Raw genomic sequence first — 25,131 nt, forward strand, 5'->3', positions numbered from 1 at the left:
GTCAGGCGTAGGGAGCACTCGCGCGCTCCGTGGTGAGGTTCTGCGGGATGGCGGCGAGGTAGCCCTCGAGGTTGCGGGCCGTCTCGGGGACCGAGTCGCCCCCGAACTTCTCGAGCACCGCGTTCGCGAGCACGAGGGCGACCATGGCCTCGGCCACCACGCCGGCAGCAGGGACCGCACAGACGTCGGAGCGCTGGTGGTGCGCGGGCGCCGCCTCGCTGGTGGCCACATCCACGGTCCGCAGCGCGTGCGGGACGGTCGCGATCGGCTTCATGCCGGCGCGCACGCGCAGGACGCCTCCGGTGCTCATGCCGCCCTCTGTGCCGCCCGCCTTGTCACTGGTGCGGACGATCGTGCCGTCCTCGGCCAGCAGCTCGTCGTGCGCCTCCGACCCGCGACGGGTCGTGGTGAGGAAGCCGTCGCCGATCTCGACGCCCTTGATCGCCTGGATGCCCATCAGCGCGGCCGCGAGCTGCGCATCCAGCTTGCGGTCCCAGTGCACGTGCGAGCCGAGCCCCGGCGGGAGGCCGTAGGCGAGCACCTCGACCACGCCGCCGAGGGTGTCGCCGTCCTTGTGCGCCGCGTCGACCTCCTCGACCATCCGCTCGGAGGTCGCCGGGTCGAAGCAGCGCAGCGGGTCGGCGTCGAGCGTGTCGACGTCGGACGGAAGCGGGAGCGGCGACCCCTCCGGCACCCGGACCGGGCCGATCGAGAGGGTGTGGCTGACGAGCGTGATGCCCAGCTCCTCCAGGAAGGCCTTGGCGATTGCACCCAGCGAGACGCGCGCGGCGGTCTCGCGGGCGCTGGCGCGCTCCAGCACCGGGCGCGCCTCGTCGAAGCCGTACTTCTGCATGCCCACCAGGTCGGCGTGGCCGGGGCGCGGACGCGTCAGGGCTGCGCCGCGACCGGAGTTCAGGATCTCGGGGTCCACCGGCTCTGCGCTCATCACGTCGACCCACTTGGGCCATTCGGTGTTGCCGATGCGCAGCGCGATCGGACTGCCGAGGCTCAGGCCGTGGCGGACGCCCCCGGAGATGTCCAGGGCGTCCTGCTCGAACTTCATGCGCGCCCCGCGGCCGTAGCCGAGCTTGCGGCGGGCCAGATCGGCGCGGATCGCGTCGAGCGAGACGGGGACCCCGGCGGGGAGTCCCTCGAGGACGGCGATGAGTTCGGGGCCGTGGGATTCCCCGGCCGTGAGCCAACGAAGCATTCTTCGATTCTGGCACAGCGCGGTGGAGCGCCCGCGCCGCGGGGAGGCGGCGGCCTCCCCCATTCAGCCCTCGAGCGGGGCGCCCTGCTCGTCGATTCCGACCGCATCCAGCATCGCCGCGAGCACCTGCGCCTCGTCCTGCAGCGGCTGCAGGGGGTCGCCGGAGACGAAGACGCGCACCTGGAGCAGCGCCTGGTGCACCAGCATCGCGAGACCCGAGACGACCCGGCCGCCGACCGACTCCCACTGACGGGCGAGCGGCGTCGGCCAGGGCTCGTAGGCGACGTCGAAGAGCAGCGAGCGCCGGCGCGTCGAGTCGGTGTACACCGCCTCCGTCACTGTGCCGCCCGGCAGCGTGCCGATGACCAGCTCCGGGACGTCCAGCGAACGGTCTGCCTGCGAGAACGGCCGGATGCGGACACGAAGGCCGAGGTCGTTGGCGAGCGGCTCCACCCAGGCGCTGCGGGCGAGGTCGCGGACGTGCACGTCGACCCGCTCCGCGCCCAGCTCGGCGGCGGCGACGAGAGCGGACGCAGCCGTCGCTCCCCCGCCCAGGATGTGCACGTAGCGCGCCTGCTCGAGGCCGGCGGCCTGGACCGCGCGCACGATTCCGGCCACATCCGTGTTGAAGCCGCGGATCGCCTCCCCGTCGAGGAGCACGGTGTTCGCTCCGCCCGCCTGGTCGGTGATGCGGTCCGTCTCCGCCAGCAGCGGGAGCACGGCCTTCTTCAGCGGCATGGTCAACGAGAGGCCGCGCCACTCCGGACCGAGCCCGGCGATGAAGTCCGGCAGGGCGTCCTCGGTCACGTCGACGGCCTCGTATGACCAGTCGAGGCCGAGGGCGTCGTACGCGGCGCGGTGCAGCGCCGGGGACTGCGAGTGCCCGATCGGCGACCCGAGCACCGCGAGGCGGCGGCTGGGCGCCTTGGCGGCACGCGGCTTGGTGGTGCGGGGCTTGGCGGGTGCCTTCGCAGGCTTCGACGGTGCCGCGGCGGGAGGCTCGGCTGCGTCCGCCGGCTCGACCGCGTCTTCCGGCTCCTCGCGCTCCTCGGCCTCCTCGGCCTCCGCGACGGCAGCCTCTTCGGCCTCCGCCTCGCGCTCCGCCTCCACCAGGGCGGCGATGGCCGCCTCCGCGGAGGCCTCGGACACCCCGTCCTCGACCGCGGGCTCGGCGGTCTCGTCGTCGGGCCGGCGGTTGCTGGGGTCACTCATATCCGGGGTTGTCCTTCATCCACTGCTGCCATTTCTCCACCGCGGCGTCGTGCTCGGCCTGCGTGGTGGAGAAGATCGTCTCTCCGGTCTGGAGGTTCCAGGTCACGAAGTACATCCAGGTGCCGTCGGCGGGGTGCTGCACGGCGTTGATCGCCAGGTCGCCCGGGTTGGAGATCGGACCCACCGGGAGCCCCGGGTGCACATACGTGTTGTACGGGTTGCTCGCGTCCGCACGCTCGGCGTCGGTCGTCTCGACGCGGTCGGTGTGACCCGTGCCGTAGGCGACGGTCGCGTCGGACTGCAGATCCCATCCCTGGGCGATCCGGTTGAGGAAGACGCGCGCCACCTTCGGGTAGTCGTCCTTCAAGCCCGCCTCGCGCTGCACCACCGAGGCCAGCACGACCGTGTTCCAGCGGTTCGCGGGAGCGACGCCCGCCTCGTCCAGCGCCTGGAACATCCGGTCGACCATGGTCTTTATCGCCTGTTGGGCGGTCGTGCCCGGCGCGAACGTGTAGGTGGCCGGGAACAGGAAGCCCTCCAGCGACTTCGCCTCGGCAGGCAGGCCGTAGGCGGCCGGGTTCGCGGCGGCGGCCTGGAGGTCGGCCAGCGGGATCTTCGTGGAGTCGGCCACCGTCTGCAAGATGTCCTTCTCGGCGGTGCCCTCCGGGATGACGGCCGTGTTCTCGACCCGGGAGGACGGATCCTGCAGGGAGGCCAGTGCGGCGGCGGCGCTCATCTTCTTCGCGAGCTTGAACACGCCCGGCTGGAACTGCGCCTCCGGCTTCTGCCGGAGCAGGAGCGAATAGAACGCGTCGTAGGTCTTCACCACGCCGGCCTTCGCCAGGTTGTTGGCGATGGTCGAGCCGTCGTCGCCCGACTTGATCGTGAACATGACCTCGCCGGTGCCAGTGCCGCTGTAATCGTTGGCCGGCGGGAACAGGGCATCCTGGACCTTCGCGATCTGCGGCTGGAAGATCGCGTACGCGCCCCCGGCCATGCCTCCCAGCAGACCGAGCACGACGATCGTCACGACGAGCCGCCTGACCCAGCGCCGCTTCTTCGGGGGCTCGTCATGCGACACGTAGTTCTGCTGCCGCCAGACGAGAGGATGCCCCTCGTGGACGGACTCGTCTTCGATGTCCTCCAGCACTCCGAAGACATTACGCGCAGGATGGTCCTCACGCGAGGACGAGTGCTCGTCGGCTCCGTGACGCGCGGTCGCGCCGACCGCAGCGGGCTCCTCCACGTGGGAGATCGGGCCGGTGATGACGGAGTCGAAGTCCAGCCCGGCGAGGGCGGCGATGTCCGACGGCGACTCCTGGGTGGGCGTGGGCGACGAGATCGGCGTCGAGACCGGGGCTTGCGGGTCCTGCGCCTTTCGCTGCGCCTGCGCTGCCTGCGCCTCGCGGGCCGCGCGCGCCTCCCGGCGCGTCATCGGCGGCCGGCTCTCGCCCGACGCCGCCGACCCTGATGCGCCCGCGACCGCGGAGCCGGCCGCAGTCGTTCCTCCGTCCGGCTGCAGCGGCGGCACCGGCGGACGGTTCACCGCCGGGAACACGGGCGGCTCTGGCCGCTCGTCGGGGTTGTGAGACACGCTACTGTCCAATGCTCGTTTCGACGGGGTCACCCGGCGGACGGCCTGTGGCCCGTTCCGCGTCGAGGGCGTGCTGCAAAATTATCGTGGCGGCGACCTGATCCACGACGGGACGCGCCTTCTTCGTGTTCCTGCCCGACGCCCGGAGCGCCGAGGTCGCCGACACAGTCGACAGTCGCTCGTCGACCAGCCTCACCGGGACACCGACCTCGACGGCCAGCGCCTCGGCGAACCCGATGGCATCCGCTGTGGAGGCGGTGTGCGAACCGGAGAGCGCCAGGGGCAGCCCCACGATAACCTCGAAGGCTTCGAGTTCGCTCGCGATCTCGGCGATCCTCCGGCGATCCGCAGCGTCTTCGGAGCGTGCGACGGTCTCGACGGGGGTGGCCAGCATCCCGTGGAGGTCGGACCGGCTCACGCCGATCCGCACCTTCCCGACATCGATGCCGAGCCGCACCCCGCTGCGCATTCCGGCGCTACCCGATCGCCGAGACGACCGCGCTCAGTGCCGCCGGGATGGCCTCCGCGTCGGTTCCGCCGCCCTGTGCCAGGTCGGCCTTGCCACCGCCTCCCCCACCCAGGACGCCGGCCGCCGTCTTCGCGAGCGCACCCGCGTTGACTCCGGCGTCGCGCGCGGCCTGGTTCGTGCCGACGATGACCACGGGCTTGCCGCCGGCGCGCGCCGCCAGGGCGACAGCTGCCGGGTCGGAACCCAGCCGCTCGCGCACCGTGGTGACGAGCAGGCGCAGGTCGTCGGCGGTGTTCAGGGTGCCCGCGTCCTCCGCGACCACCGTCACGGCGCCCTGGCGGGACGCCGACTGCAGCAGCGCGGGGACCTTGTCGAGCACCGCTCGGGCCTCGAACGCCTGAATGCGCTTCTCGGCCGCCTTGAGGCTCGCCATGAGGTCGGCGATCTTCTCCGGCAGCTGCTCGCGCGGGGTCTTCAACGTCCCGGACAGCTGCGAGACGATCGTGCGCTCGACCGCGAGGTCCTTGAACGCCTCCAGGCCGACCAGCGACTCGACGCGGCGGTTGGTCGAACCGACCGACGACTCGCTGACCAGGTTGATCATCCCGATCTCGGAGCTCGTCGACACGTGCGTGCCCGCGCAGAGTTCGCGCGACCAGGGCCCGCCGATGTCGACGACCCGGACCACATCGCCGTACTTCTCGCCGAACAGCGCCATCGCCCCGAGCGACTTGGCCTCGGCGAGCGGCAGCTCCCGAGTGGTGACCTCGAGGTTCTGACGGATCGCGTTGTTCGAGATCTCCTCGATCTCGCTCCGCGTCTCGGCGGACAGCGCCTGGTTCCAGGAGAAGTCGAGCCGCAGGTAGCCGGCCTTGTTGTACGAGCCGGACTGGTGGGCGTTCGGCCCGAGCACCTGCCGAAGGGCGGCGTGGATGATGTGCGTGCCGGAGTGCGCCTGACGCGCGCCGCGGCGGTAGTCCGCGTCCACGATGCTGGTCGCCGGCGCACCGACCCCGACCTCGCCGCTGCGCACCAGCACCTTGTGACTGATCAAACCCTTGACCGGCTTCTGCACGTCGAGCACGTCGAGCTCGTAGCCGGGCCCGACGATGCTGCCGGCGTCCGCATCCTGTCCGCCGGACTCCGCGTAGAGTGCGGTGGCGCCGAGGATGATCTCGGCGACCTGACCCTCGCGGGCGCGGTCGACGGAGCGGCCGTCGACGATGAGACCGAGCACGCTCGACTCGGTCTCGAGCTCCGTGTACCCGGTGAAGACCGTCTCGCCGAGCGACCGGAAGGAGCTGTAGACCGACAGGTCGGCCAGTGCGGTCTTCTTCGCCTTGGCGTCCGCCTTCGCGCGGGCGCGCTGGTCGGCCATCAGCGTGTCGAAGGCGGCGCGGTCGACGCTGAGGCCGGCCTCCTCCGCCATCTCGAGCGTGAGGTCGATCGGGAAGCCGTAGGTGTCGTGGAGCAGGAACGCCGTGTCGCCCGCGAGCTGCTTCCTGCCCTCCTTCTGGGTGCTGGCGACGGCGGTGTCGAGGATGCTCGTCCCGGCCACCAGTGTGCGCAGGAAGGTCTCCTCCTCTGCATACGCCAGCTGCGAGATCCGGTCGAACTCGGTCTCGACCTCCGGATACGCCGCCTTCATCGCATCGCGGGAGACCGGGAACAGCTCGGGGAAGGTCGCGGTCTCGACGCCCAGCAGGCGCATCGCGCGCACGGTGCGGCGCAGCAGGCGCCGGAGGACGTACCCCCGGCCCTCGTTCGACGGCGTGACGCCGTCGGCCATGAGCATCAGCGCACTCCGGACGTGGTCGGCGATGACGCGCAGCCGCACGTCGTCCTCGTGCGCCTCGTTGCCGTACGGCTTGCCCGCCAGCTCGGCGGCGCGGTCGAGCACAGGGCGCACCTGGTCGATCTCGTACATGTTGTCGACGCCCTGCTTGATGAATGCGACCCGCTCGAGTCCGAGACCGGTGTCGATGTTCTTCTTCGGCAGGTCGCCGAGGATCTCGAAGTCCTTCTTGCCGTCGCCCTCGCCGCGGAGGTACTGCATGAAGACGAGGTTCCAGATCTCGACGTAGCGGTCGTCGTCGGTCGCCGGTCCCCCGTCGGCGCCGTACGCCGGGCCGCGGTCGAAGAAGATCTCGGAGCAGGGGCCGGCCGGCCCCGGCTGCCCGGTGGACCAGTAGTTGGTGTCCTTGCCGAGGTCCTGGATGCGCTCAGGAGGCAGCGTGGAGACGCGGGTCCAGATCTCGCGCGCCTCGTCGTCCTCCTCGTACACGGTGACCCACAGGTCCTCCGGGTCGAAGCCCAGGCCGCCCTCGTCCTCGGACGTGGTCAGCAGCTCCCACGCGAACGTGATGGCCTGCTCCTTGAAGTAGTCGCCGAAGGAGAAGTTGCCGGCCATCTGGAAGAACGTGCCGTGCCGCGGCGTCTTGCCGACCTCGTCGATGTCGAGCGTGCGGATGCACTTCTGAACGCTCGTGGCGCGCGGGAACGGCGCGGGCACCACGCCGGTCAGATACGGCACGAAGGGCACCATCCCGGCGACCGTGAAAAGCAGCGACGGGTCGTCGCTCACCAGGGAGGCGGAGGGGACGACGGTGTGGCCGCGCTGCGCGAAGAAGTCGAGCCAGCGGCGGTGGATTTCAGCAGTCTGCATGGGTTCCGGTCGATCGAAGTCTGCGGGATGAGAAGAAGTGAAGGAGACGGGCGTCAGTCGCCCTGGATGGCGGAGCGGAGCTCGGCCTCGCGCTGCCGGTAGCCATCGGAGACGGCCTCACCGAAGTCGCGCGCCTTCTGGTCGATGTTGCTGAAGAATTCGCGACCCTTGGCGGTCTCGTTGACCTTGTGGGCGACGGCGAAGCCGATAGCGACGCCGATGAGCAGCCACAGGAAACTCTTCATGCTTGATCCTCCCTCTCTGGATGGCGTCGGCGCGAGCGCCGGCGCACCCGAGCAAGTCTAGTGGGAGTCTCGGCGAGAGCCCCTGGGGGCGAAACCGCCTGCGGCCTTGAAGGCGGCGCGGGCCGCTGCGCTGAATCCGGCCAGCTTGATGAGCGGGCCGCCGACCGTCGCGGCGAACAGCGCCACCAGCGCGGAGACATTGCCGGTCACATCCGCCACGTTCTTGGTGATCACGTCGACGCGCGCGAGCTGCTTGTTGGTCTCCTGCAGCGTGGTCGCGGTCTCGTCGAGGATCGGCGTGATGCCGTCGCTCGCCTCCTTGATCGCGTCCCGGGTCGAATCGAGGACCCGCCCCAGCTTGATCAGCGGGATGGCGATGAAGCCGACGAGCACGGCGAACACGACGGCCGCGATCAACCCTGCGATGTCTCCAGCGGACACGTGGGCTCCTTCCATTCCGCAACGGGCATACCGCTCAAGCGTAGCCGCATGCGCGCGCCGCGGGAACGAGGAACGCGGGAACGAGGAACGGGGCCGCGGCAGAAAGCCACGACCCCGTTCCTGGAGTGAAGACGCAGTGCCTCAGCGGGCCGCGTAGTACTCGACGACCAGCTGGACCTCACAGGTCACGGGGACCTCGGCGCGCTTCGGGCGGCGGACCAGACGGGCCTGCAGCTTGTCGATCTCGACATCCAGGTAGCCCGGGGTCTTCGGCAGCACGTCGAGGTGACCGCCGGCGGCCGCGACCTGGAAGGGCTCGGTGCCCTCGGAGCGGGCCTTGACGTGGATGAGCTGACCCGGCTTCACGCGGAAGGAGGGGCGGTCGACGAGCTGGCCGTCGACGAGGATGTGACGGTGCACGACGAACTGACGGGCCTGCGTGATGGTGCGGGCGAAGCCGGCACGCAGGACGAGGGCGTCGAGGCGCATCTCGAGGAGCTCGACCAGGTTCTCACCGGTCAGGCCCTGGGTGCGACGGGCCTCTTCGAAGGCGATGCGGAGCTGCTTCTCGCGGATGCCGTACTGGGCGCGCAGACGCTGCTTCTCGCGCAGACGCACCGCGTAGTCCGAGTCGGCCTTGCGCTTGGTGCGGCCGTGCTCACCCGGAGCGTAGGGGCGCTTCTCCATGTAGCGCGCCGCCTTCGGGGTGAGCGGGATGCCCAGGGCCCGCGACTCGCGGGTCTTGCTGCGGGAACGTGAAGACACGGTTTCCTTTCGGTTTCTCTCTGAAGTGGTGGATGCGGGCACGCGCGCCTGTTGAGAGGCGCAACGCCGCAGAGAGAGGGATTGTCGCCAGGGACGCCCGGCTACAGGGCGGTTCCCGTCGAGTCGTGACCGCGGCAGCCGCACCTCGGACACACTTCTAGGCGCAGAAAGTCTAACAGATCGCGATCAGCGTCCGAGCACGATGCGGCGCAGCTTCGCGAGGCGCGCCGAGACGTCCCGCTCGTTGCCGTGCTCGGTCGGCGCGTAATAGGTCGTCCCGACCAGCTCGTCGGGCAGGTACTGCTGCTGGAGCACTCCGAGCGCGTCGTCGTGCGGGTACTTGTAGCCCTTCCCGTGGCCCAACCGCTTGGCGCCCGGATAGTGCGCGTCGCGCAGGTGCTTCGGCACGCGGCCGATCTTGCCGGCACGCACATCGGCGATGGCCTGGTCGAGCGCCATGTACGCCGCATTCGACTTGGGCGCCGTCGCCAGGTGGACGACCGCCTGCGCCAGCGGGATCCGCCCCTCGGGCATCCCGATGTACTGGACGGCGTCGGCCGCGGCGATCGCGACGCCCAGCGCCTGCGGGTCGGCCATCCCGATGTCTTCGGACGCGAGGACGATGATGCGCCGGGCGATGAAGCGCGGATCCTCGCCCGCTTCGATCATGCGGGCGAGGTAGTGCAGGGAGGCGTCGACGTCAGAGCCGCGCACCGACTTGATGAAGGCGCTGATGACGTCGTAGTGCTCGTCGCCGTTGCGGTCGTAGCGGAGCAGGGCGCGGTCGACCGCCTGCGCCACCAGCTCTGCGGTGATGACCGGCTTCTTCGTGGAGGTCGCCGGCGTCGATGACGCGGCGGTCACCGATGCGGCCTCCAGCGCGGTCAGCGCACGTCGCGCATCCCCCGAGGCCAGACGGATGAGGGCGGCGCGCGCCTCCGCATCGAGCGTGTACTGGTCGCTCAGCCCCCGCTCGTCCGTCACGGCGCGGTCGATCACCACGCCGAGGTCGTCGTCGCTCAGGGTCTCGAGCGTCAGCAGCAGACTCCGGGAGAGCAACGGCGAGATGACGGAGAACGACGGGTTCTCGGTCGTCGCGGCCACCAGGATCACCCAGCCGTTCTCGACCCCCGGCAGCAGCGCATCCTGCTGGGCCTTCGTGAAGCGGTGGATCTCGTCGAGGAAGAGCACCGTGGAGATGCCGTAGAGATCGCGGGTCGAGAGGGCCTCATCCATGACGAGCCGGACATCCTTCACCCCGGCGGTCACGGCCGAGAGCTCGACGAAGCGTCGCCCCGAGGAGTGCGCGATGGCCTGGGCGAGCGTGGTCTTGCCGGTGCCGGGCGGGCCCCAGAGGATGACCGAGACCGAGCCGGACTGCCCTTCTTTGTCGGAGGCGAGCGCGACGAGCGGGGAGCCGGGCTTGAGGAGGTGCCGCTGGCCGGCGACCTCGTCGAGCGACTTCGGGCGCATGCGCACCGCGAGCGGAGTCGCTCCCGTCCGGAGCCCAGGTTGCACGTCGACCACCCGATCAGCGTAGTCGCGACCACCGACACCGGGCTGGGAGCGCCGCCTCCCTGGGAGCCGCGAGTTGGTTGCGCATAGCGCCGCCGGATAGGGTTCTCCATGTTCCAGCGGGCGACGCCTCGCGGACATCCCCCGTACGGACCGCCGGAGGACACACGTGGCACCGAAGCAGAACGATCGCGAAGCGCGACAGGCACGCGAACGGCTGCGCGCCTACCAGGCGCGCCAGACCGTGCACGAGCACAAGGTCAAGCGACGCAAGCGTGACAACTGGGTGGCCGGAATCGCCGCCGTCGTGATCGTCGCACTCGCGGTCGGCACGCAGCTGCTGTACTTCTCGGCAGGGCCGGGCGCCGCGAAGTCCTCGGCCTCCGCGTCGTCGTCGGCCGCGCCGTCGGCATCGCCGTCCGCGGGCGGAGTCCCGCCGAAGACGCTGGCCGAGGACCGCACCTGGACCGGCACGATGACGATCAACAGCATCCCGCTCGCCGTCTCGCTCGACGGCAAGGCGGCCCCGCAAGCCGTCTCGTCGACGGTGTCGCTCGTGCAGAAGAAGTTCTACGACGGCCTGACCTGCCACCGGCTCACCAACGGCGGCTTCTACGTGCTGCAGTGCGGCGACCCGAAGGGCGACGGCTCCGGCGGCCCCGGCTACTCCTACGGACCGATCGAGAACGCTCCGAAGGACAACGTCTACAAGGCGGGCACCATCGCCATGGCGCGCCAGAGCAACGACGCATCGAGCCAGGGCAGCCAGTTCTTCATCGTCTACGACGACACCACGATCCCCGCGGACCAGGCCGGCGGGTACACCGTCATCGGCCAGGTGACGTCCGGACTCGACCAGCTGAAGAGCCAGGTCGCCGACAAGGGCGTCGAGGGTGGAGGAACGGACGGCAAGCCGGCCGTGGCGACCACCATCGACAGCTTCACCCTGCGGTGATCCGGACGCGTGCAATAGGCTGATTCCCGAACGTGGGGCGGCATCCCGCCCGCAACGCGCAGCAGCAAGGTGAGGCTCTTGGCTACTTCTGAACAGCACCCCTGGGGACGTGTCGACGACACCGGGACCGTGTACGTCCGCGAGGGCGACGGCGAACGCGTCGTCGGCGAGTACCCCGACGGCTCGGCCGACGAGGCGCTCGCCTACTTCGAGCGCAAGTACACCGATCTCGCCGGCCAGGTCGGCCTGCTCGAGCAGCGCGCGCGCCGCGGCGCCCCCGCCACCGACATCGCCAAGTCGGTGGCCAACCTGCGGTCCGCCGTGCAGGGCGCGAACGCCGTCGGAGACCTCGCGTCGCTTCTGACCCGGCTCGATGCGCTGGGCGGCACCGTCGAAGAGCTGACCGAGCAGCAGACTGCAGAGGCCAAGGCCGCGCTCGACGCCGCCATCGCCGAGCGCACGGCCATCGTCGAAGAGGCCGAGGCACTCGCAGCGCAAGACCCTGCGCGCACGCAGTGGAAGACCACCAGCACCGCGCTGGACGCGCTCTTCGCCCGGTGGCAGGCTCACCAGCACGACGGGCCGCGCCTTCCCAAGAACGAAGCCAACGAGCTGTGGAAGCGGTTCCGCGCCGCCCGGGCCACGATCGAGCACAACCGCAAGGCGTTCTTCGCCGAGCTCGACACGCAGCACCGCGACGTGCGCAATCGCAAGACCGAACTCATCGAGCAGGCCGAGCGGCTCATCCCGCAGGGCGCCGACGGCGTCCCGGAGTACCGCCGTCTGCTCGACCAGTGGAAGGCCGCCGGCCGCGCGGGCAAGAAGAACGACGACGCCCTGTGGGCGCGGTTCAAGGCTGCCGGCGACGCCATCTACTCGGCCAAGGCCGAGGTGGATGCGCGCGACAGCGAGGAATACGAGGCCAACCTCCAGCAGAAGCTGGCTCTGCTCGACGAAGCGGAGCCGCTGCTCAAGGCGACCGACCGCGAGTCGGCACGCGCCAAGCTGCTCTCGATCCAGGAGCGCTGGGACCAGATCGGCCGCGTGCCGCGCGAGCAGGTGCGCCCCATCGAAGACCGTCTCCGTCGCGTGGAGACCGCCGTCCGGCGTCTCGACGAGGAGCACTGGGAGAAGAACAACCCCGAGAAGAAGGCGCGCTCCGAGGGCCTGGCGAGCCAGCTCAACGCTGCCATCGCCAAGCTCGAGCAAGAACTGGCGGATGCGCAGGCGTCCGGCGACAGCCGGCGCGTCAAGGAGGCTCAGGAGGCGCTGGACGCTCGGAAGATCTGGCTCGACGCGCTCGGCTGATCACTGAAGTCGTCCACACCGGCGACCGCCGACGGGTTCTCCCCCGTTTCCGACCTCGGCGGCCGTCACGGCGGCGGCCCGGCGAGGCTGGGGGTATGACGACGATCACCGCTCCCCTCCTCGACAGCAGCGTCCTCCCCATGGTCGAACTGCTGGCCCTCTGCCTCGACGGTCACCTGTATCGTGTGGGCGACTTCTTCGCTCCGGCCGAAGCACCGGATGCTCCAGAGCTCCGCGCCAGCGCGTTCGGCCGATCGGTGTCGACGTGGATGGTTGCCGACCGGGAGTCCGCTGCCTGGATCCACGGCACGCGGTCTGTGCCTCCGCCACTCCCCCAGGTCTGCATACCGCCCCATCGACGCGGCGGGCTGGCCGCGGCCGCTGTCGACGCCTGCCACCGCTCGTTGCGGCCCGACGAAACGGTCTCGCTGGGAGCAGTGCACGTGACGACACCGCTACGCACGGCAGTCGACCTGCTCAGTCTCCCTGGGACCTTCGACGACCAGCAGGCGCTAGAGGTCTGTCACCTGCTCGCACTGGCAGGCATGACGCCCGCCGAGACGGATGAGCGACTGCGGATGAGCCGTCGCAAGGGCTGCGCACTCGCACGCAGCCGGCTGCCGATGGTGGCCGGAGCGCGGCTCCCCGGCCCGGTTAGCCCGGCCCGGTCAGCCCTCGGCCCGGTCGGCCCTCGGCCCGGTCAGCCCCCGGTGACGCGGTAGACGTCATACACGCCGTCGATGCGGCGAACGGCGTTGAGCACGCGGTCGAGGTGCGTGGTGTCGCCCATCTCGAAGACGAAACGGCTCAAGGCGAGCCGGTCGCTGGAGGTCGTCACGGTGGCGGAGAGGATGTTCACGTGATGCTCGGAGAGCACGCGGGTGACGTCGCTGAGCAGGCCGGAGCGGTCGAGCGCCTCGACCTGGATCTGCACCAGGAACACACTCTTGGAGCTCGGGGCCCACTCGACCTCGATCATCCGCTCGGGCTCCTGCAGCAGCGACTGCACGTTGTGGCAGCTCGCTTGATGGACGGAGACGCCCTGCCCGCGCGTGATGAAGCCGACGATCGGGTCACCCGGCACCGGCGTGCAGCACTTGGCCAGCTTGACCAGGATGTCGGGGGCGCCACGCACCAGCACACCGGAATCGCTGTTGCGCAGCTGCCGGCGACCCTTGACCGGGATCTCCAGCTCGCCGTCCGACTCCGCCTCGGTCTGCAGCGAGGCCATGACCTTCTCGATCACGGACTGGGTCGAGATGTGGCCCTCGCCGACGGCCGCGTAGAGGGCCGAGACGTCCGGGTGCTTGAGCGACGAGGCGACCTCGACCAGGGCGTCCTGCGTCATCAGCTTCTGCAATGGCAGGTTCTGCTTGCGCATGGCGCGCGCGATCGCGTCCTTGCCCTGTTCGATCGCCTCGTCGCGGCGCTCCTTGGTGAACCATTGCCGGATCTTGTTGCGGGCGCGCGGGCTCTTGACGAAGTTGAGCCAGTCCTGGCTGGGACCGGAGTCCGGGTTCTTGGAGGTGAAGATCTCGACGACGTCGCCGGTGTTGAGGCTGCTCTCCAGCGGGACGAGACGGCCGTTGACCTTGGCGCCCATGGTCCGGTGACCGACCTCGGTGTGGACCGCGTACGCGAAGTCGACCGGGGTGGCGCCTGCCGGAAGACCGATCACGCGGCCCTTCGGGGTGAAGACGTAGACCTCTTTCGCACCGATCTCGAAGCGCAACGAGTCGAGGAACTCGCTCGGGTCCGCCGTCTCGGCCTGCCAGTCCGAGATGTGCGCCAGCCAGGCGAGGTCGGTGTCGACCTTCCCAGGCGCGCCGGAGCTCTTGCCGGTGGTCTGCTCCTTGTACTTCCAGTGCGCCGCGACACCGAACTCGGCGCGCTGGTGCATCTCTTCTGTGCGGATCTGGATCTCGACCGGACGGCCCTGCGGACCGATCACGGTCGTGTGCAGGGACTGGTACAGGTTGAACTTCGGGGTGGCGATGTAGTCCTTGAACCGGCCGGGCATCGGGGTCCAGCGCGCGTGGATCTGCCCGAGAACGGCGTAGCAGTCGCGCACGGTGTTGACCAGCACGCGGATGCCCACGAGGTCGTAGATGTCATCGAACTCGCGCCCGCGGACCACCATCTTCTGGTAGATCGAGTAGTACTGCTTGGGCCGCCCGACGACCTTGCCGCGAATCCTCGCCGACTTCAGATCCTCGTTGATGGTGTCGATGACCTGCTGCACCAGCCGCTCGCGCTCCGGGGTGCGCTGCTTCACCAGGCTCTCGATCTCGGCATACAGCTTCGGGTAGAGCACGGCGAACGAGAGGTCCTCGAGCTCCCACTTGATCGCCTGGATACCGAGGCGGTGCGCCAACGGGGCGTAGATCTCCAGCGTCTCCGTGGCCTTGCGCGTCGCCGACGCGGCCGGGACGAAGCCCCAGGTGCGGGCATTGTGCAGGCGGTCCGCCAGCTTGATGATCAGCACGCGGATGTCTTTGGACATCGCGACGATCATCTTCCGCACTGTCTCGGCCTGGGCGCTGTCGCCGTACTTGACCTTGTCGAGCTTGGTCACGCCATCAACAAGCATGGCGATCTCGTCGCCGAACTGGTCGCGGAGCTCGTCGAGCGTGTACTCGGTGTCCTCCACCGTGTCATGGAGGAGGGCGGCGGCGATGGTCTTCGCGCCGATCCCGAGATCGGCGATGATCTGCGCCACGGCGACCGGGTGCGTGATGTAGGGCTCGCCCGACCGCCGCTTCTGCCCGCGGTGCGCCTGCTCGGCGACGCCGTAGGCGCGCTCGATCAGCGAGAGGTCGGCCTTCGGGTGGTGCATGCGCACCGTGCGGATCAGCGTCTCGACAGCGCCGGACGGCTGGGCCCGCGAGAAGATGCGGGGCACGAGACGGCGCAGGGAGGCGCTCTGCGATGTCGTCGTATCAACCATTCGCACGCCTCCTGTCGTCCATTATGACCGCTCCGGATCACCGTTCTGTCACGGCGACCGCACGAGGGCCTAGACGATCGCTCCTGGCGTACCGTCGTCGCGCTGCACCGGTCCGCCTGCGGCCTGCCACGACCCCATGCCGCCCTCGACATTCGCGGCCGGATAGTTCGCCTCGTTGAGGGCGTCGGTCACCATCCGGGAGCGGGCGCCGCTGCGGCAGATCACCAGGATCTGTTGATCCTCCGGCAGCTCGTGCTGCCGCGCCCCGAGCTCACCGAGCGGGATGTGGTGGGCGGCGGGCGCATGGCCCGCCTCCCACTCGTAGCCTTCGCGCACGTCGAGCAGCCACGCAGCGCCGGCATCCGTCAGCGCGCAGGCGCGCGCGGCCGACACCTCGTCCTCGGCCAGGAAGCCGGTGGAAGCGGAGGCGTCGGTCATCCGGTCGCGCTACTCCGCGGCCGTCGCGACGGCGTCGGTCTTCACCGCGGCCTTGGGCCGGATGGAGAGCACCTTCTGGTCGTGCTTGCGGATCGCAGGCTCCTTCTCTCGGAACTGCGAGTACATCGGCGCCGCCAGGAAGATCGTCGAGTACGTGCCCACGATGATGCCGATGAGCAGCGCGAGCGAGATGTCGCGGAGGGTGGCCGCACCGAGTGCGTACGCGCCGATGAAGAGGATGGACGCGACCGGCAGCACGGCGACGACCGCCGTGTTGATCGACCGGACCAGTGTCTGGTTGACCGCCAGGTTGACCGCCTCGGGGAACGTGCGCCGGGTGAGCTCCAGCTCCTCCTTGGTGTTCTCGCGGATCTTGTCGAACACCACGACGGTGTCGTACAGCGAGTAGCCGAGGATGGTCAGGAAGCCGATCATCGTGGCCGGAGACACCTCGAACCCGACCAGCGCGTATACGCCGGCCGTGATGATGAGGTCGTGGAACAGGGAGATGATGGCCGCGGCTGACATCTTCCAGGTGCGGAAGTACAGCGCCATCGCGATGAACGCGAGCAGCAGGAACACGACAAGACCCTGGATGGACTGCTGGGTCACGTCCGCACCCCATGAGGGGCCGATGAAGGTCGCAGAGACCTCCGACGGGTCGACGCCGTACGCCTTCGCGAGCGCATCCGACACGTCGTGCGTCTGCGTCTCGGAGAGCTGGTCGGTCTGGACCCGCACGGCGTCGTTGCCGACGACGCTCACGTGCGAGACGGCGTTCGGGACGACGCTCGTCACTGCGCTCTGGGCCTTGGTGGTGTCGGTGCTCGACACCTGGCTGACCTGGAACTGCGACCCGCCGCGGAACTCGATCGAGAAGTTGAACCCGCCCTTGACGATGGGGACGAGGATCGACAGCACCACCATGACGGCGGCGATCGAGTACCAGACCTTCCGGCGGCCGACGAAGTCGATCGACCGCGCGCCGGTGTAGAGGTCGTTACCGAATTTCACGAGACGGCTGGCCATCAGGAGTCCTTCCCCTCGGTCGAACGATCCGAGGACGCCGAGGCGCTGGCGAGCTCAGCCGCCTTGCGCTCGGCGATCGTCTGGCGGCGTGCCGCCTCCTTGCTGCTGCGGGCAGCCGTTCCGGCACCGACGGTCGCCGTCGGAGCGCGGAACTTCGCGGCTCCCCGGTACACGGCGCCCAGCGCCTGCGGGTCGAGTCCGGACAGCGGGTGCCCGGAGCTGAAGAATCGCGTGGTTGCCAGGAGCTGCAGCGTCGGGTGGGTGAAGAGCAGCACGACGATGACGTCGATGATGGTCGTCAGACCCAGGGTGAAGGCGAAGCCGCGCACGTTGGCGGCGGCCAGGACATACAGCACCACCGCCGCGAGCAGGTTGGTCGCCTTCGAGGCGTAGATGGTGCGTCGCGCTCGTCCCCAGCCCGCCTCGACCGCGGACTCCAGCCCTCGGCCATCGCGCAACTCGTCGCGGATCCGTTCGAAGTAGACGATGAACGAGTCGGCCGTGAAGCCGATCGCGACGATCAGGCCTGCAACGCCCGCGAGGGAGAGCCGGTAGTCGTAGTGCCACGACAGCAGCGAGATCGTCAGCCAGGTCAGCACACCGGCGACCACGAGCGAGAACATCGTCACGAGGCCGAGCAGCCGGTACTGGAAGAACGTGTAGATGGCGACCAGGATCAGACCGATGAGACCGGCGATCAGACCGCTGAGCAGCTGGGACGTGCCCAGGGTGGCCGAGATCGTGTCCTGGCTCTGCACCTTGAAGCTGAACGGCAGAGCACCGAACTTCAGCTGGTCGGCCAGCGCCTTCGAGGTCGTCTCGGTGAAGTTGCCGGTGATCTGCGGCTTGCCGTCGGTGATCGCCGCCTGCGTGGTGGGCGCCGAGATCACCTTGCCGTCGAGGACGATGGCGAACTGGTTCTGCGAGCCCTGCAGTGCCACCAGACGCGTGGTGACGTCCGAGAAGGCCTTGGTGCCCGCGTCGTTGAAGACGATGTTGACGGCCCACTGACCGGTGGTCACGCCCTGCGAGCTCTGGACGAGACCGGCGCTGGCGTCTTTGATGTCCTGGCCCTTGACCTCCACCGGACCGAGCAGGTACTTGACGGTGTTCTGGTCGTCGCAGGTGATCAGCGGCTGGTCGGTCGGCGCGGAGCTCGACGTCTTCTTCGCGTTCGCCTTGCAGTCGTAGGCGTCGAACTCCGCCTGGAGCTTCGGCGTCACCCAGGCGAGGTCGCTGCCGTTCGTGGGCTTGGTGGACGGGGTCGACTGCAGGCCGGGGGCCGGTGTCGGCGCCGGCGTGGACTTACCGTCTGCGCCCACGACCTCGTTGGTCGGGCCGCCGGCGACGAGCACCGGACGGAAGTCGAGGCGTGCGCTCGACTTCACGCGGTCGAGGGTCGCCTGATCGGGCTTGCCCGGGAGGGACACCACGATGTTGCGCGAACCCTCCGTCGAGATCTGGGCCTCGGACACGCCAGACGCATCGATGCGCTGGCGGATGATGGAGACCGCCTGGTCGAGCTGCTCCTGCTGCACCGACTGGCCGTTCTCGACCTGCGGGGCGAGGATGATCTGCGTCCCGCCCTCGAGGTCGAGGGCGAGCTTGGGCAGCCAGGTCGCATTGCTGAACAGGACGCCTGCCGTGAGGGTGCCCAGGAGGACCACCACGAGGACGCCGAGCCATGTCAGCGAACGCCAGGCTTTCTTGACCGGGGTCGACTTTGCCACCTAGGTACTCAGCTTTCTACGAGTGCTCCGGCGCCGAGGGCGCCGGAGCACAGGAAAATGTGTCAGTCGTCGCTCTTCGGGCCGCGCTTCTTGGCCGCATCGTCGACCCGCTCGCCGTACTCCGGCGCGGCGGTGTCGGCGTCTGCCGAGATCGCGTGGTCCTCGTTGAGCTCGACACCCGGGGCCGCGGCGGCGTCGCCTGCGGGCTCGGTGGTCTCTTCTGCGACCGTGGGCTCGACCACGCGGGCCAGCACCTGGCGGTGCACCTTGACCTCGTGGCCCGGGCTGGTCTCGATGACGGCGGTGTTGTTCGCCTCGTCGACCGAGATGAGGGTGCCGTAGAGGCCGAAGTTGGTCATGACCTCGGCACCGGGCACCATCTTGGAACGGGTCTCCTCCTGGTCACGGCGCCGCTTGCGGCTGTTCCGGAACATGAAGAAGACGAGGGCCGCCAGGATGACGACCATCAGAATGGTCAACGGGTCAAAGACCATGGGGAGTTGCCGAACCTTTCATCGGGGGCAAGGGGGTTGGCCGAACGGCCAGCTTGGATTATATGTCATCGATCAGGGTGGGAGGCTGGGAGGAATCCCTCGCCTGCCTAGGGATTCCCAGGTGCCGCCACGCGGCCGCTGTCGCCACCCTCCCTCGCGGAGTGCGGGACAGCAGGCCGATCCGGACCAGGAAAGGTTCCACCACCGACTCGATCGTCTCAGCTTCTTCTCCGACCGACACGGCGAGAGTGTTCAGCCCGACCGGTCCCCCGTCGAAGCGCTCCAGGATGATGTGCAGCACCGCTCTGTCGAGCCGGTCGAGCCCGAGCGGGTCGACGTCGTAGAGCTCGAGGGCGGCGCGGACGGCGTTCACGTCGCCCCGGCCTCCGTGGACCAGGGCGTAGTCGCGGACGCGGCGGAGCAGCCGGTTGGCGATGCGCGGAGTCCCCCGGCAGCGGCCGGCGATCTCGGCCAGCGCCTCCCGGTCGATGTCGAACTCGAGCATGGAGGCCGCGCGCGACAGCACTTGCGTCAATTCCGCTTCGTCGTAGAACTCCAGGTGAGCGGTGAATCCGAAACGATCGCGCAGTGGGTTGGGCAGGAGGCCGGACCGCGTCGTCGCGCCGACGAGCGTGAACGGAGCGAGGTCGAGCGGGATGGAGGTGGCGCCCGCGCCCTTGCCCACCATGATGTCGATGCGGAAGTCCTCCATGGCGAGGTACAGCATCTCCTCCGCGGAACGCGCCATGCGGTGGATCTCGTCGATGAACAGCACTTCGCCGGGGGTGAGCGACGACAGCAGCGCCGCCAGGTCGCCGGCGTGCTGGATGGCCGGCCCGCTGGAGAGCCGGAGCGGACGCTCGCTCTCGTGCGCGACGATCATCGCCAGCGTCGTCTTGCCGAGCCCAGGCGGGCCGGCGAGGAGGATGTGGTCGGGCGTCCGCTCCTGCATCCGCGCCGCGGTCAGGAGCAGCTGCAGCTGGCCCCGCACCTTGACCTGGCCGACGAACTCGGCGAGTGACCGCGGCCGCAAGGCGCCCTCGAACGCGAGCTCCGACTCGGACTCCAGCTCCGGCGCGGTCAGGTCGTCGCTCATCGCACACCCTGCGGCGCGGCGGGACCGAGCCGCGCGAGCGTCAGCCGCAGCAGCGCCTGGACGGTGTCGCGCTGCTTCTCGTCGGTGTCGGAGACGACATCGGAGACCGCCTCGGCCGCCACGCGCTCCGGCCAGCCGAGGCCGACCAGCGCGACGAGCACGCTGTCGGGGACGGAGGACGGCGAACCGGACGTCTTCGCGACGGGAGCAGGCCGGCGCACGGCGGCCAGCTTGCCGGTGAGCGAGACCACGATGAGCTTGGCCGTCTTCGGGCCGATTCCGGACACCTTGCGGAAAGGTGCGTCGTCATCAGCGGTGACGGCAGCCGCGATGTCGTCGGGCGAGAGCACCGAGAGGACGCCGATCGCCGATTTGGGACCGACTCCGGACACGCCGTTGAGAAGCTCGAACACCTCCAGCTGCTCCCGGTCGGCGAAACCGAAGAGCTGCAGCGCGTCTTCGCGGACGATCAGGGAGGTGTGGAGGAACGTCTCCTCGCCGACGCGCAGGGAGAGCACGTGCTCGGGAGTGAGCTGCAGGGCGAAGCCGACGCCGCCCACCTCGATCACGGCGGTGCCGCCGCTCGCCGAGAGCACGGTACCGCGGAGGGAGGAGATCACCGTGCCAGCCTACGGGGAGCCGCCGACGCCCGGCTGGAGCGCTCCGCGGCGCGCCACGCCTGCTGCGCGGGAGTGAGGGAGGTGTCCGCTGCGCCGCCTGCGTCCGGAGCCACCGGACCGCCGCGCCAGGCGTGGCAGATCGCGATCGCCAGCGCATCCGCCGCGTCCGCGGGCTTCGGCGCCTCGTCGAGGCCGAGGATCCGAGCGACCATCGCCTGCACCTGCTTCTTGTCCGCCGATCCGTAGCCGGTGATGGCGGCCTTGACCTCGCTCGGCGTGTGCAGGCCGACCGCCAGTCCGCGCTTCGCCGCGGAGTGCAGAGCGACCCCGCTCACCTGGGCCGTGCCCATCACGGTGCGGAGGTTGTGCTGCGCGAAGACGCGCTCGATCGCCACCACGGCCGGCCGGTGCTGGTCGAGCAGCAGCTCGATGCCGGCGCCCACGGCGAGCAGGCGCTCCTCGAGCGCCATGCCGGGCGGGGTGCGGATGACCGTGACATCGACGAGCGTGGCACGGCGGTCCGGACGCACGTCGACGATCCCGACGCCGCAGCGCGTCAGACCCGGGTCGATGCCGAGCACCCGGATCGTCACGGTCGCCGCCTACTCGTCGTCGTCGTCGAGCTGCGCCTGCACCTCGGGGCTGATGTCGAGGTTCGTGTAGACGTTCTGCACGTCGTCCGAGTCTTCGAGCGCGTCGATCAGGCGGAAGACCTTGCGGGCCACCTCGGCGTCGGCGTCCACGTTGACCGTTGCGACGAACTCCGCGTCGGCCGAGTCGTAGTCGATGCCGGCCTCCTGCAGAGCGGTGCGCGCCGCCACCAGGTCGGAGGCCTCGGTCACCACTTCGAAGCTCTCGCCGCGGTCCGTCACGTCCTCTGCGCCGGCGTCGAGCACCGCTGCGAGGACCGTGTCCTCATCCACGCCGTCGGCGTGCGGGACGACGATGACGCCCTTGCGGTGGAAGTTGTACGCGACGCTTCCCGGGTCGGCCATCGTTCCGCCGTTGCGGGTCATGGCCGTGCGGACCTCGGCCGCAGCGCGGTTCTTGTTCTCGGTGAGGCACTCGATCAAAAGGGCGACGCCGCCCGGGCCGTAGCCCTCGTACATGATCGTCGCGTAGTCGATCGACTCGCCGGTCAGGCCGGCGCCGCGCTTGATGGCGCGGTCGATGTTGTCATTGGGCACCGAGGTCTTCTTGGCCTTCTGCACCGCGTCGACGAGCGTCGGGTTTCCGGACATGTCGGCGCCGCCGGTCTTCGCCGCCACCTCGATGTTCTTGATGAGTTTGGCGAAGGACTTCGCGCGGCGGGCGTCGATCACCGCCTTCTTGTGCTTGGTCGTTGCCCACTTGGAATGCCCGGACACTGGTGCTCCCTCATCGTACCTGCTGAAAACTCGTCCATTCTAAGGCGAGCGCGCCCTCCGGTCCCTCACCGTTCCCGGAGGGTCGGAGTCACGCCGCGGTCCGCGCCGCTTGGCGGACCTTCTGCAGGAAGTACTCGTGGAAGCGGGTGTCCCCCGTGATCTCCGGGTGGAACGAGGTTCCCAGCAGGTTGCCCTGCTCGACGGCGACCACCCGGCCGTCGTCGACGCTGGCGAGGGCGGTCGCCCGCTCCCCCACGCTCTCCACGATCGGCGCCCGGATGAAGACGGCGTGCATCGACTCCTCGCCCACCGCGGGGATGTCGAGATCCGTCTCGAAGGAGTCCACCTGCGAGCCGAACGCGTTCCGCCGCACCGCGACATCCAGTCCGCCGAGGCTCTGCTGGCCGGCGATGCCGTCGAGGATGGTGTCGGCGAGCATGATCAGCCCGGCGCACGTTCCGTAGACCGGCAGGCCGTCAGCGATCGCCGCCCGCAGCGGACCCGCGACACCGAACGCGCGCGACAGCTTGTCCATCACACTGGATTCGCCGCCCGGGATGACGAGCCCGTCGATCTCCCCGAGCTCGGAGGCGCGGCGGACGGGAACGGCCGCAGCGCCCAGCGACCGCAGGACCTTCAGGTGCTCCCTGAAGTCGCCCTGCAGCGCGAGGACGCCGACCGTCGCGCCGTTACCAGCCACGCTCGGCGAGGCGGTGCGGAGCCGGCAGGTCGGCAACGTTGATGCCGACCATGGCCTCGCCCAGGCCGCGCGACACCTCCGCGATGACCGACGGGTCGTCGTAGAAGGTGGTCGCCTTCACGATCGCGGCGGCCCGCTGCTCCGGGTTGCCCGACTTGAAGATGCCGGAGCCGACGAACACGCCGTCCGCGCCGAGCTGCATCATCATGGCGGCGTCGGCGGGAGTGGCCACGCCGCCCGCGGTGAAGAGCACGACGGGAAGCTTCCCGGTCTCGGCGATCTCGCGGACCAGCTCGTAGGGAGCCTGCAGCTCCTTGGCGGCGACATACAGCTCGTCCTTCGTCATCGCCGTCAGGGCGTTGATCTCGGACCGGATGGTGCGGATGTGCTTGGTCGCCTCCGAGACGTCGCCGGTGCCGGCCTCGCCCTTGGAGCGGATCATCGCCGCGCCCTCGTTGATGCGGCGGAGCGCCTCACCCAGGTTCGTCGCACCGCAGACGAAGGGAACAGTGAACCCCCACTTGTCGATGTGGTTGACGTAGTCGGCGGGCGAGAGCACCTCCGACTCGTCGATGTAGTCGACATCGAGCGCCTGCAGGACCTGCGCCTCGACGAAGTGGCCGATGCGCGCCTTCGCCATCACCGGGATGGACACCTCGGCGATGATGGCCTCGATCAGGTCGGGGTCGCTCATCCGGGCCACACCGCCCTGGGCCCGGATGTCGGCGGGAACGCGCTCCAGCGCCATCACGGCGACCGCGCCCGCGTCTTCGGCGATCCGCGCCTGCTCGGGCGTGACGACGTCCATGATCACGCCGCCCTTGAGCATCTCGGCGAGGCCGCGCTTGACCCGGCTCGATCCGAATGCGGTGCCCTGCTCGCTGTCTGTCATCATCGCCCTCTCGTGGTACAAAAACGGTTTTGGCCTATGCCGAAGATATCATCCCGTTCCCCGCTCGGTAGACTCGCAAACCGGAGGGGACATGGACCAGCAGACCATCACGGGCACCACCGCGTCCGAGATCGCCGCGAGCGTACGCGCGCTGCACGAGCGCGGCGCGCTGCGGACCGGTGACGCCCTCCCACCCGTTCGGGAGCTCGCGGCGCAGCTCGGCGTCAACCGCAACACCGCGGTCGCCGCATACCGCCTCCTGGCCCAGGCGGGGGTCGTCACCGCCCGCGGCCGGGCCGGCACCGTCGTCGCCGGCGTCACCGCGGTCGCCCAGGAGGGCTACGCGCCCGACAGCGTCCTGCGCGACATCGGGACGGGAAACCCGGACCCTCGCCGTATCCCCGACCTCTCCCGCGCCATCGCCGGTGCGGTCGGCCGGCCGGTCCTCTACGGCGAGCCGGTCATCGATCCGGCGCTCGAGGAGCGCGCGCTGACGTGGGTGCGCGCCGACCTTCCGGACCGCCCGCTCCGCATCACGGTCACCAACGGCGCGGTGGATGCCGTGGAACGGCTTCTCGCGCAGGCGCTGCTCCGCGACGACGCCGTCGCCCTGGAGGACCCGTGCTTCCTGGCGAGCATCCACACCGTCCGGCTCGGCGGCTATCGGGCCGTTCCGGTGCCGGTCGATGCGGAGGGCATGACGGTGGAGGGGCTACGCGGGGCGCTCGAGGCCGGCGTACGGGCGATCATCTGCACGCCCCGGGCGCAGAACCCGACAGGCGCGACCCTCTCCCCCGCCCGGGCCGCGGAGCTGCGCGAGGTGCTCGCCGAGCACCCCTACGTCCTGATCATCGAGGACGACCACTTCTCGATGCTTTCCCAGCGGCGGTACGAGACGCTGATCGGCCCGGAGCACCGGCGATTCGCCCTGGTGCGCTCGGTCTCGAAATCGCTCGGACCGGACATGTGCCTCGCCGTCGCCGCGACGGATCCGGAGACGGCCGAACGGCTCTCCTTCCGGCTGAGCCCCGGGACCACCTGGGTCAGCCACATCCTCCAGCGCCTCGTGCTCGCGCAGCTGGACGACGAGAGCGTCGTCGCGGAGGTCTCCGCCGCCGGACGCCACTACGCCGAGCGGAATGCCGCGTTCGCCGCGCGCCTCAGCGAGCGCGGCCTCCCGACCGAGGCGCGCGACGGCCTCAACCTGTGGGTGCCGCTGCCCCTCCCGGCGAAGGTCGTGGCCGACCGGCTGATGCGCCGCGGCTGGTTGGCGCGGACGGGCGACGAGTTCCTGCTCGGCGAACGTCCGGAGCCGTCGCACCATCTGCGGCTCACCGTCCACGACCTGACCGAGGACGAGGTGGCGCGCCTGATCGACGACCTGGCCGACGCTTCCCGCTGACCGGGGCCGGCCGACGGCTTGTCGTGGCCCGGCGAGG

Annotated in this window: 24 protein-coding genes; 4 read left to right on the forward strand and 20 right to left on the reverse strand. The window is 69.7% G+C overall.

Features of this window, described 5'->3' with window-relative positions:
* Position 1: 1 nt before the first annotated feature.
* The 9 genes from aroC to SB754_RS08460 form a co-directional block, all read right to left on the reverse strand.
* Positions 2-1,210 (reverse strand): chorismate synthase, encoded by a 1,209-nt coding sequence (gene aroC, locus SB754_RS08420; protein WP_410781877.1) that lies wholly within the window; start codon positions 1,208-1,210, stop codon positions 2-4.
* A 63-nt stretch (positions 1,211-1,273) separates the two neighbouring features.
* Complete coding sequence (locus SB754_RS08425) at positions 1,274-2,422, reverse strand: shikimate dehydrogenase (RefSeq protein ID WP_410781878.1); 1,149 nt, start codon at positions 2,420-2,422, stop codon at positions 1,274-1,276.
* Positions 2,415-4,016, reverse strand: coding sequence for an endolytic transglycosylase MltG (gene mltG / locus SB754_RS08430; protein ID WP_410781879.1), 1,602 nt, complete (start codon positions 4,014-4,016; stop codon positions 2,415-2,417). Before mltG ends, SB754_RS08425 begins: the two co-directional genes overlap by 8 nt.
* Position 4,017: 1 nt before the next feature.
* Positions 4,018-4,485 (reverse strand): Holliday junction resolvase RuvX, encoded by a 468-nt coding sequence (gene ruvX, locus SB754_RS08435; RefSeq protein ID WP_410781880.1) that lies wholly within the window; start codon positions 4,483-4,485, stop codon positions 4,018-4,020.
* A gap of 7 nt (positions 4,486-4,492) precedes the next feature.
* Entirely contained in the window at positions 4,493-7,150 is a 2,658-nt protein-coding gene (alaS, locus tag SB754_RS08440) for an alanine--tRNA ligase (protein ID WP_410781881.1), read from the reverse strand.
* Between the two features lie 53 nt (positions 7,151-7,203).
* Positions 7,204-7,395 carry a hypothetical protein gene (locus SB754_RS08445; RefSeq protein WP_410781882.1) on the reverse strand — a complete coding sequence of 64 codons (192 nt, stop codon included), beginning with the start codon at positions 7,393-7,395 and terminating at the stop codon, positions 7,204-7,206.
* Between the two features lie 57 nt (positions 7,396-7,452).
* Complete coding sequence (locus SB754_RS08450; RefSeq protein WP_410781883.1) at positions 7,453-7,836, reverse strand: DUF948 domain-containing protein; 384 nt, start codon at positions 7,834-7,836, stop codon at positions 7,453-7,455.
* A gap of 141 nt (positions 7,837-7,977) precedes the next feature.
* Entirely contained in the window at positions 7,978-8,601 is a 624-nt protein-coding gene (gene rpsD / locus SB754_RS08455) for a 30S ribosomal protein S4 (protein ID WP_018191226.1), read from the reverse strand.
* A 186-nt stretch (positions 8,602-8,787) separates the two neighbouring features.
* Complete coding sequence (locus SB754_RS08460; protein WP_410781884.1) at positions 8,788-10,128, reverse strand: replication-associated recombination protein A; 1,341 nt, start codon at positions 10,126-10,128, stop codon at positions 8,788-8,790.
* Positions 10,129-10,285: 157 nt separating this feature from the next.
* Here SB754_RS08460 and SB754_RS08465 point away from each other — a divergent pair, with 157 nt between their 5' ends.
* From SB754_RS08465 to SB754_RS08475, 3 genes are all read left to right on the forward strand, one after another.
* Positions 10,286-11,071 (forward strand): peptidylprolyl isomerase, encoded by a 786-nt coding sequence (locus tag SB754_RS08465; RefSeq protein WP_410781885.1) that lies wholly within the window; start codon positions 10,286-10,288, stop codon positions 11,069-11,071.
* 129 nt (positions 11,072-11,200) lie between these two features.
* A complete protein-coding gene (locus SB754_RS08470) occupies positions 11,201-12,379 on the forward strand; it encodes a DUF349 domain-containing protein (protein ID WP_410783290.1) in 1,179 nt (392 codons plus the stop codon).
* Between the two features lie 95 nt (positions 12,380-12,474).
* A complete protein-coding gene (locus SB754_RS08475; RefSeq protein ID WP_410781886.1) occupies positions 12,475-13,101 on the forward strand; it encodes a type IV toxin-antitoxin system AbiEi family antitoxin in 627 nt (208 codons plus the stop codon).
* Here the strand turns inward: SB754_RS08475 and SB754_RS08480 are convergent.
* The 11 genes from SB754_RS08480 to pdxS form a co-directional block, all read right to left on the reverse strand.
* A complete protein-coding gene (locus tag SB754_RS08480; RefSeq protein WP_410781887.1) occupies positions 13,080-15,326 on the reverse strand; it encodes a RelA/SpoT family protein in 2,247 nt (748 codons plus the stop codon). The genes SB754_RS08475 and SB754_RS08480 overlap by 22 nt on opposite strands.
* 69 nt (positions 15,327-15,395) lie before the next feature.
* Positions 15,396-15,764 (reverse strand): rhodanese-like domain-containing protein, encoded by a 369-nt coding sequence (locus SB754_RS08485; RefSeq protein WP_410781888.1) that lies wholly within the window; start codon positions 15,762-15,764, stop codon positions 15,396-15,398.
* Between the two features lie 9 nt (positions 15,765-15,773).
* Positions 15,774-16,793 (reverse strand): protein translocase subunit SecF, encoded by a 1,020-nt coding sequence (gene secF, locus SB754_RS08490; RefSeq protein WP_410781889.1) that lies wholly within the window; start codon positions 16,791-16,793, stop codon positions 15,774-15,776.
* The gene (secD, locus tag SB754_RS08495; RefSeq protein ID WP_410781890.1) at positions 16,793-18,523 is read right to left on the reverse strand and encodes a protein translocase subunit SecD; all 1,731 of its coding nucleotides are present in this window, start codon (positions 18,521-18,523) and stop codon (positions 16,793-16,795) included. The genes secF and secD overlap by 1 nt, the downstream gene beginning before the upstream one ends.
* Positions 18,524-18,585: 62 nt before the next feature.
* Positions 18,586-19,017 (reverse strand): preprotein translocase subunit YajC, encoded by a 432-nt coding sequence (yajC, locus tag SB754_RS08500; RefSeq protein WP_410781891.1) that lies wholly within the window; start codon positions 19,015-19,017, stop codon positions 18,586-18,588.
* A 58-nt stretch (positions 19,018-19,075) separates the two neighbouring features.
* Positions 19,076-20,113, reverse strand: a complete 1,038-nt coding sequence (ruvB, locus tag SB754_RS08505) for a Holliday junction branch migration DNA helicase RuvB (RefSeq protein ID WP_410781892.1) — start codon at positions 20,111-20,113, stop codon at positions 19,076-19,078.
* Entirely contained in the window at positions 20,110-20,733 is a 624-nt protein-coding gene (ruvA, locus tag SB754_RS08510; RefSeq protein WP_410781893.1) for a Holliday junction branch migration protein RuvA, read from the reverse strand. The genes ruvB and ruvA overlap by 4 nt, the downstream gene beginning before the upstream one ends.
* Positions 20,730-21,320 (reverse strand): crossover junction endodeoxyribonuclease RuvC, encoded by a 591-nt coding sequence (ruvC, locus tag SB754_RS08515; protein ID WP_410783291.1) that lies wholly within the window; start codon positions 21,318-21,320, stop codon positions 20,730-20,732. Before ruvC ends, ruvA begins: the two co-directional genes overlap by 4 nt.
* A 15-nt stretch (positions 21,321-21,335) precedes the next feature.
* Complete coding sequence (locus tag SB754_RS08520) at positions 21,336-22,100, reverse strand: YebC/PmpR family DNA-binding transcriptional regulator (RefSeq protein WP_410781894.1); 765 nt, start codon at positions 22,098-22,100, stop codon at positions 21,336-21,338.
* Positions 22,101-22,188: 88 nt separating this feature from the next.
* Entirely contained in the window at positions 22,189-22,800 is a 612-nt protein-coding gene (gene pdxT, locus SB754_RS08525; RefSeq protein WP_410781895.1) for a pyridoxal 5'-phosphate synthase glutaminase subunit PdxT, read from the reverse strand.
* Positions 22,790-23,695 carry a pyridoxal 5'-phosphate synthase lyase subunit PdxS gene (pdxS, locus tag SB754_RS08530; RefSeq protein ID WP_410781896.1) on the reverse strand — a complete coding sequence of 302 codons (906 nt, stop codon included), beginning with the start codon at positions 23,693-23,695 and terminating at the stop codon, positions 22,790-22,792. Before pdxS ends, pdxT begins: the two co-directional genes overlap by 11 nt.
* A gap of 88 nt (positions 23,696-23,783) precedes the next feature.
* Here pdxS and SB754_RS08535 point away from each other — a divergent pair, with 88 nt between their 5' ends.
* The gene (locus SB754_RS08535) at positions 23,784-25,094 is read left to right on the forward strand and encodes an aminotransferase class I/II-fold pyridoxal phosphate-dependent enzyme (protein WP_410781897.1); all 1,311 of its coding nucleotides are present in this window, start codon (positions 23,784-23,786) and stop codon (positions 25,092-25,094) included.
* Positions 25,095-25,131 lie beyond the last annotated feature (37 nt).

This window comes from Leifsonia sp. SIMBA_070 (genome assembly GCF_046534635.1).
Lineage (GTDB): Bacteria > Actinomycetota > Actinomycetes > Actinomycetales > Microbacteriaceae > Leifsonia.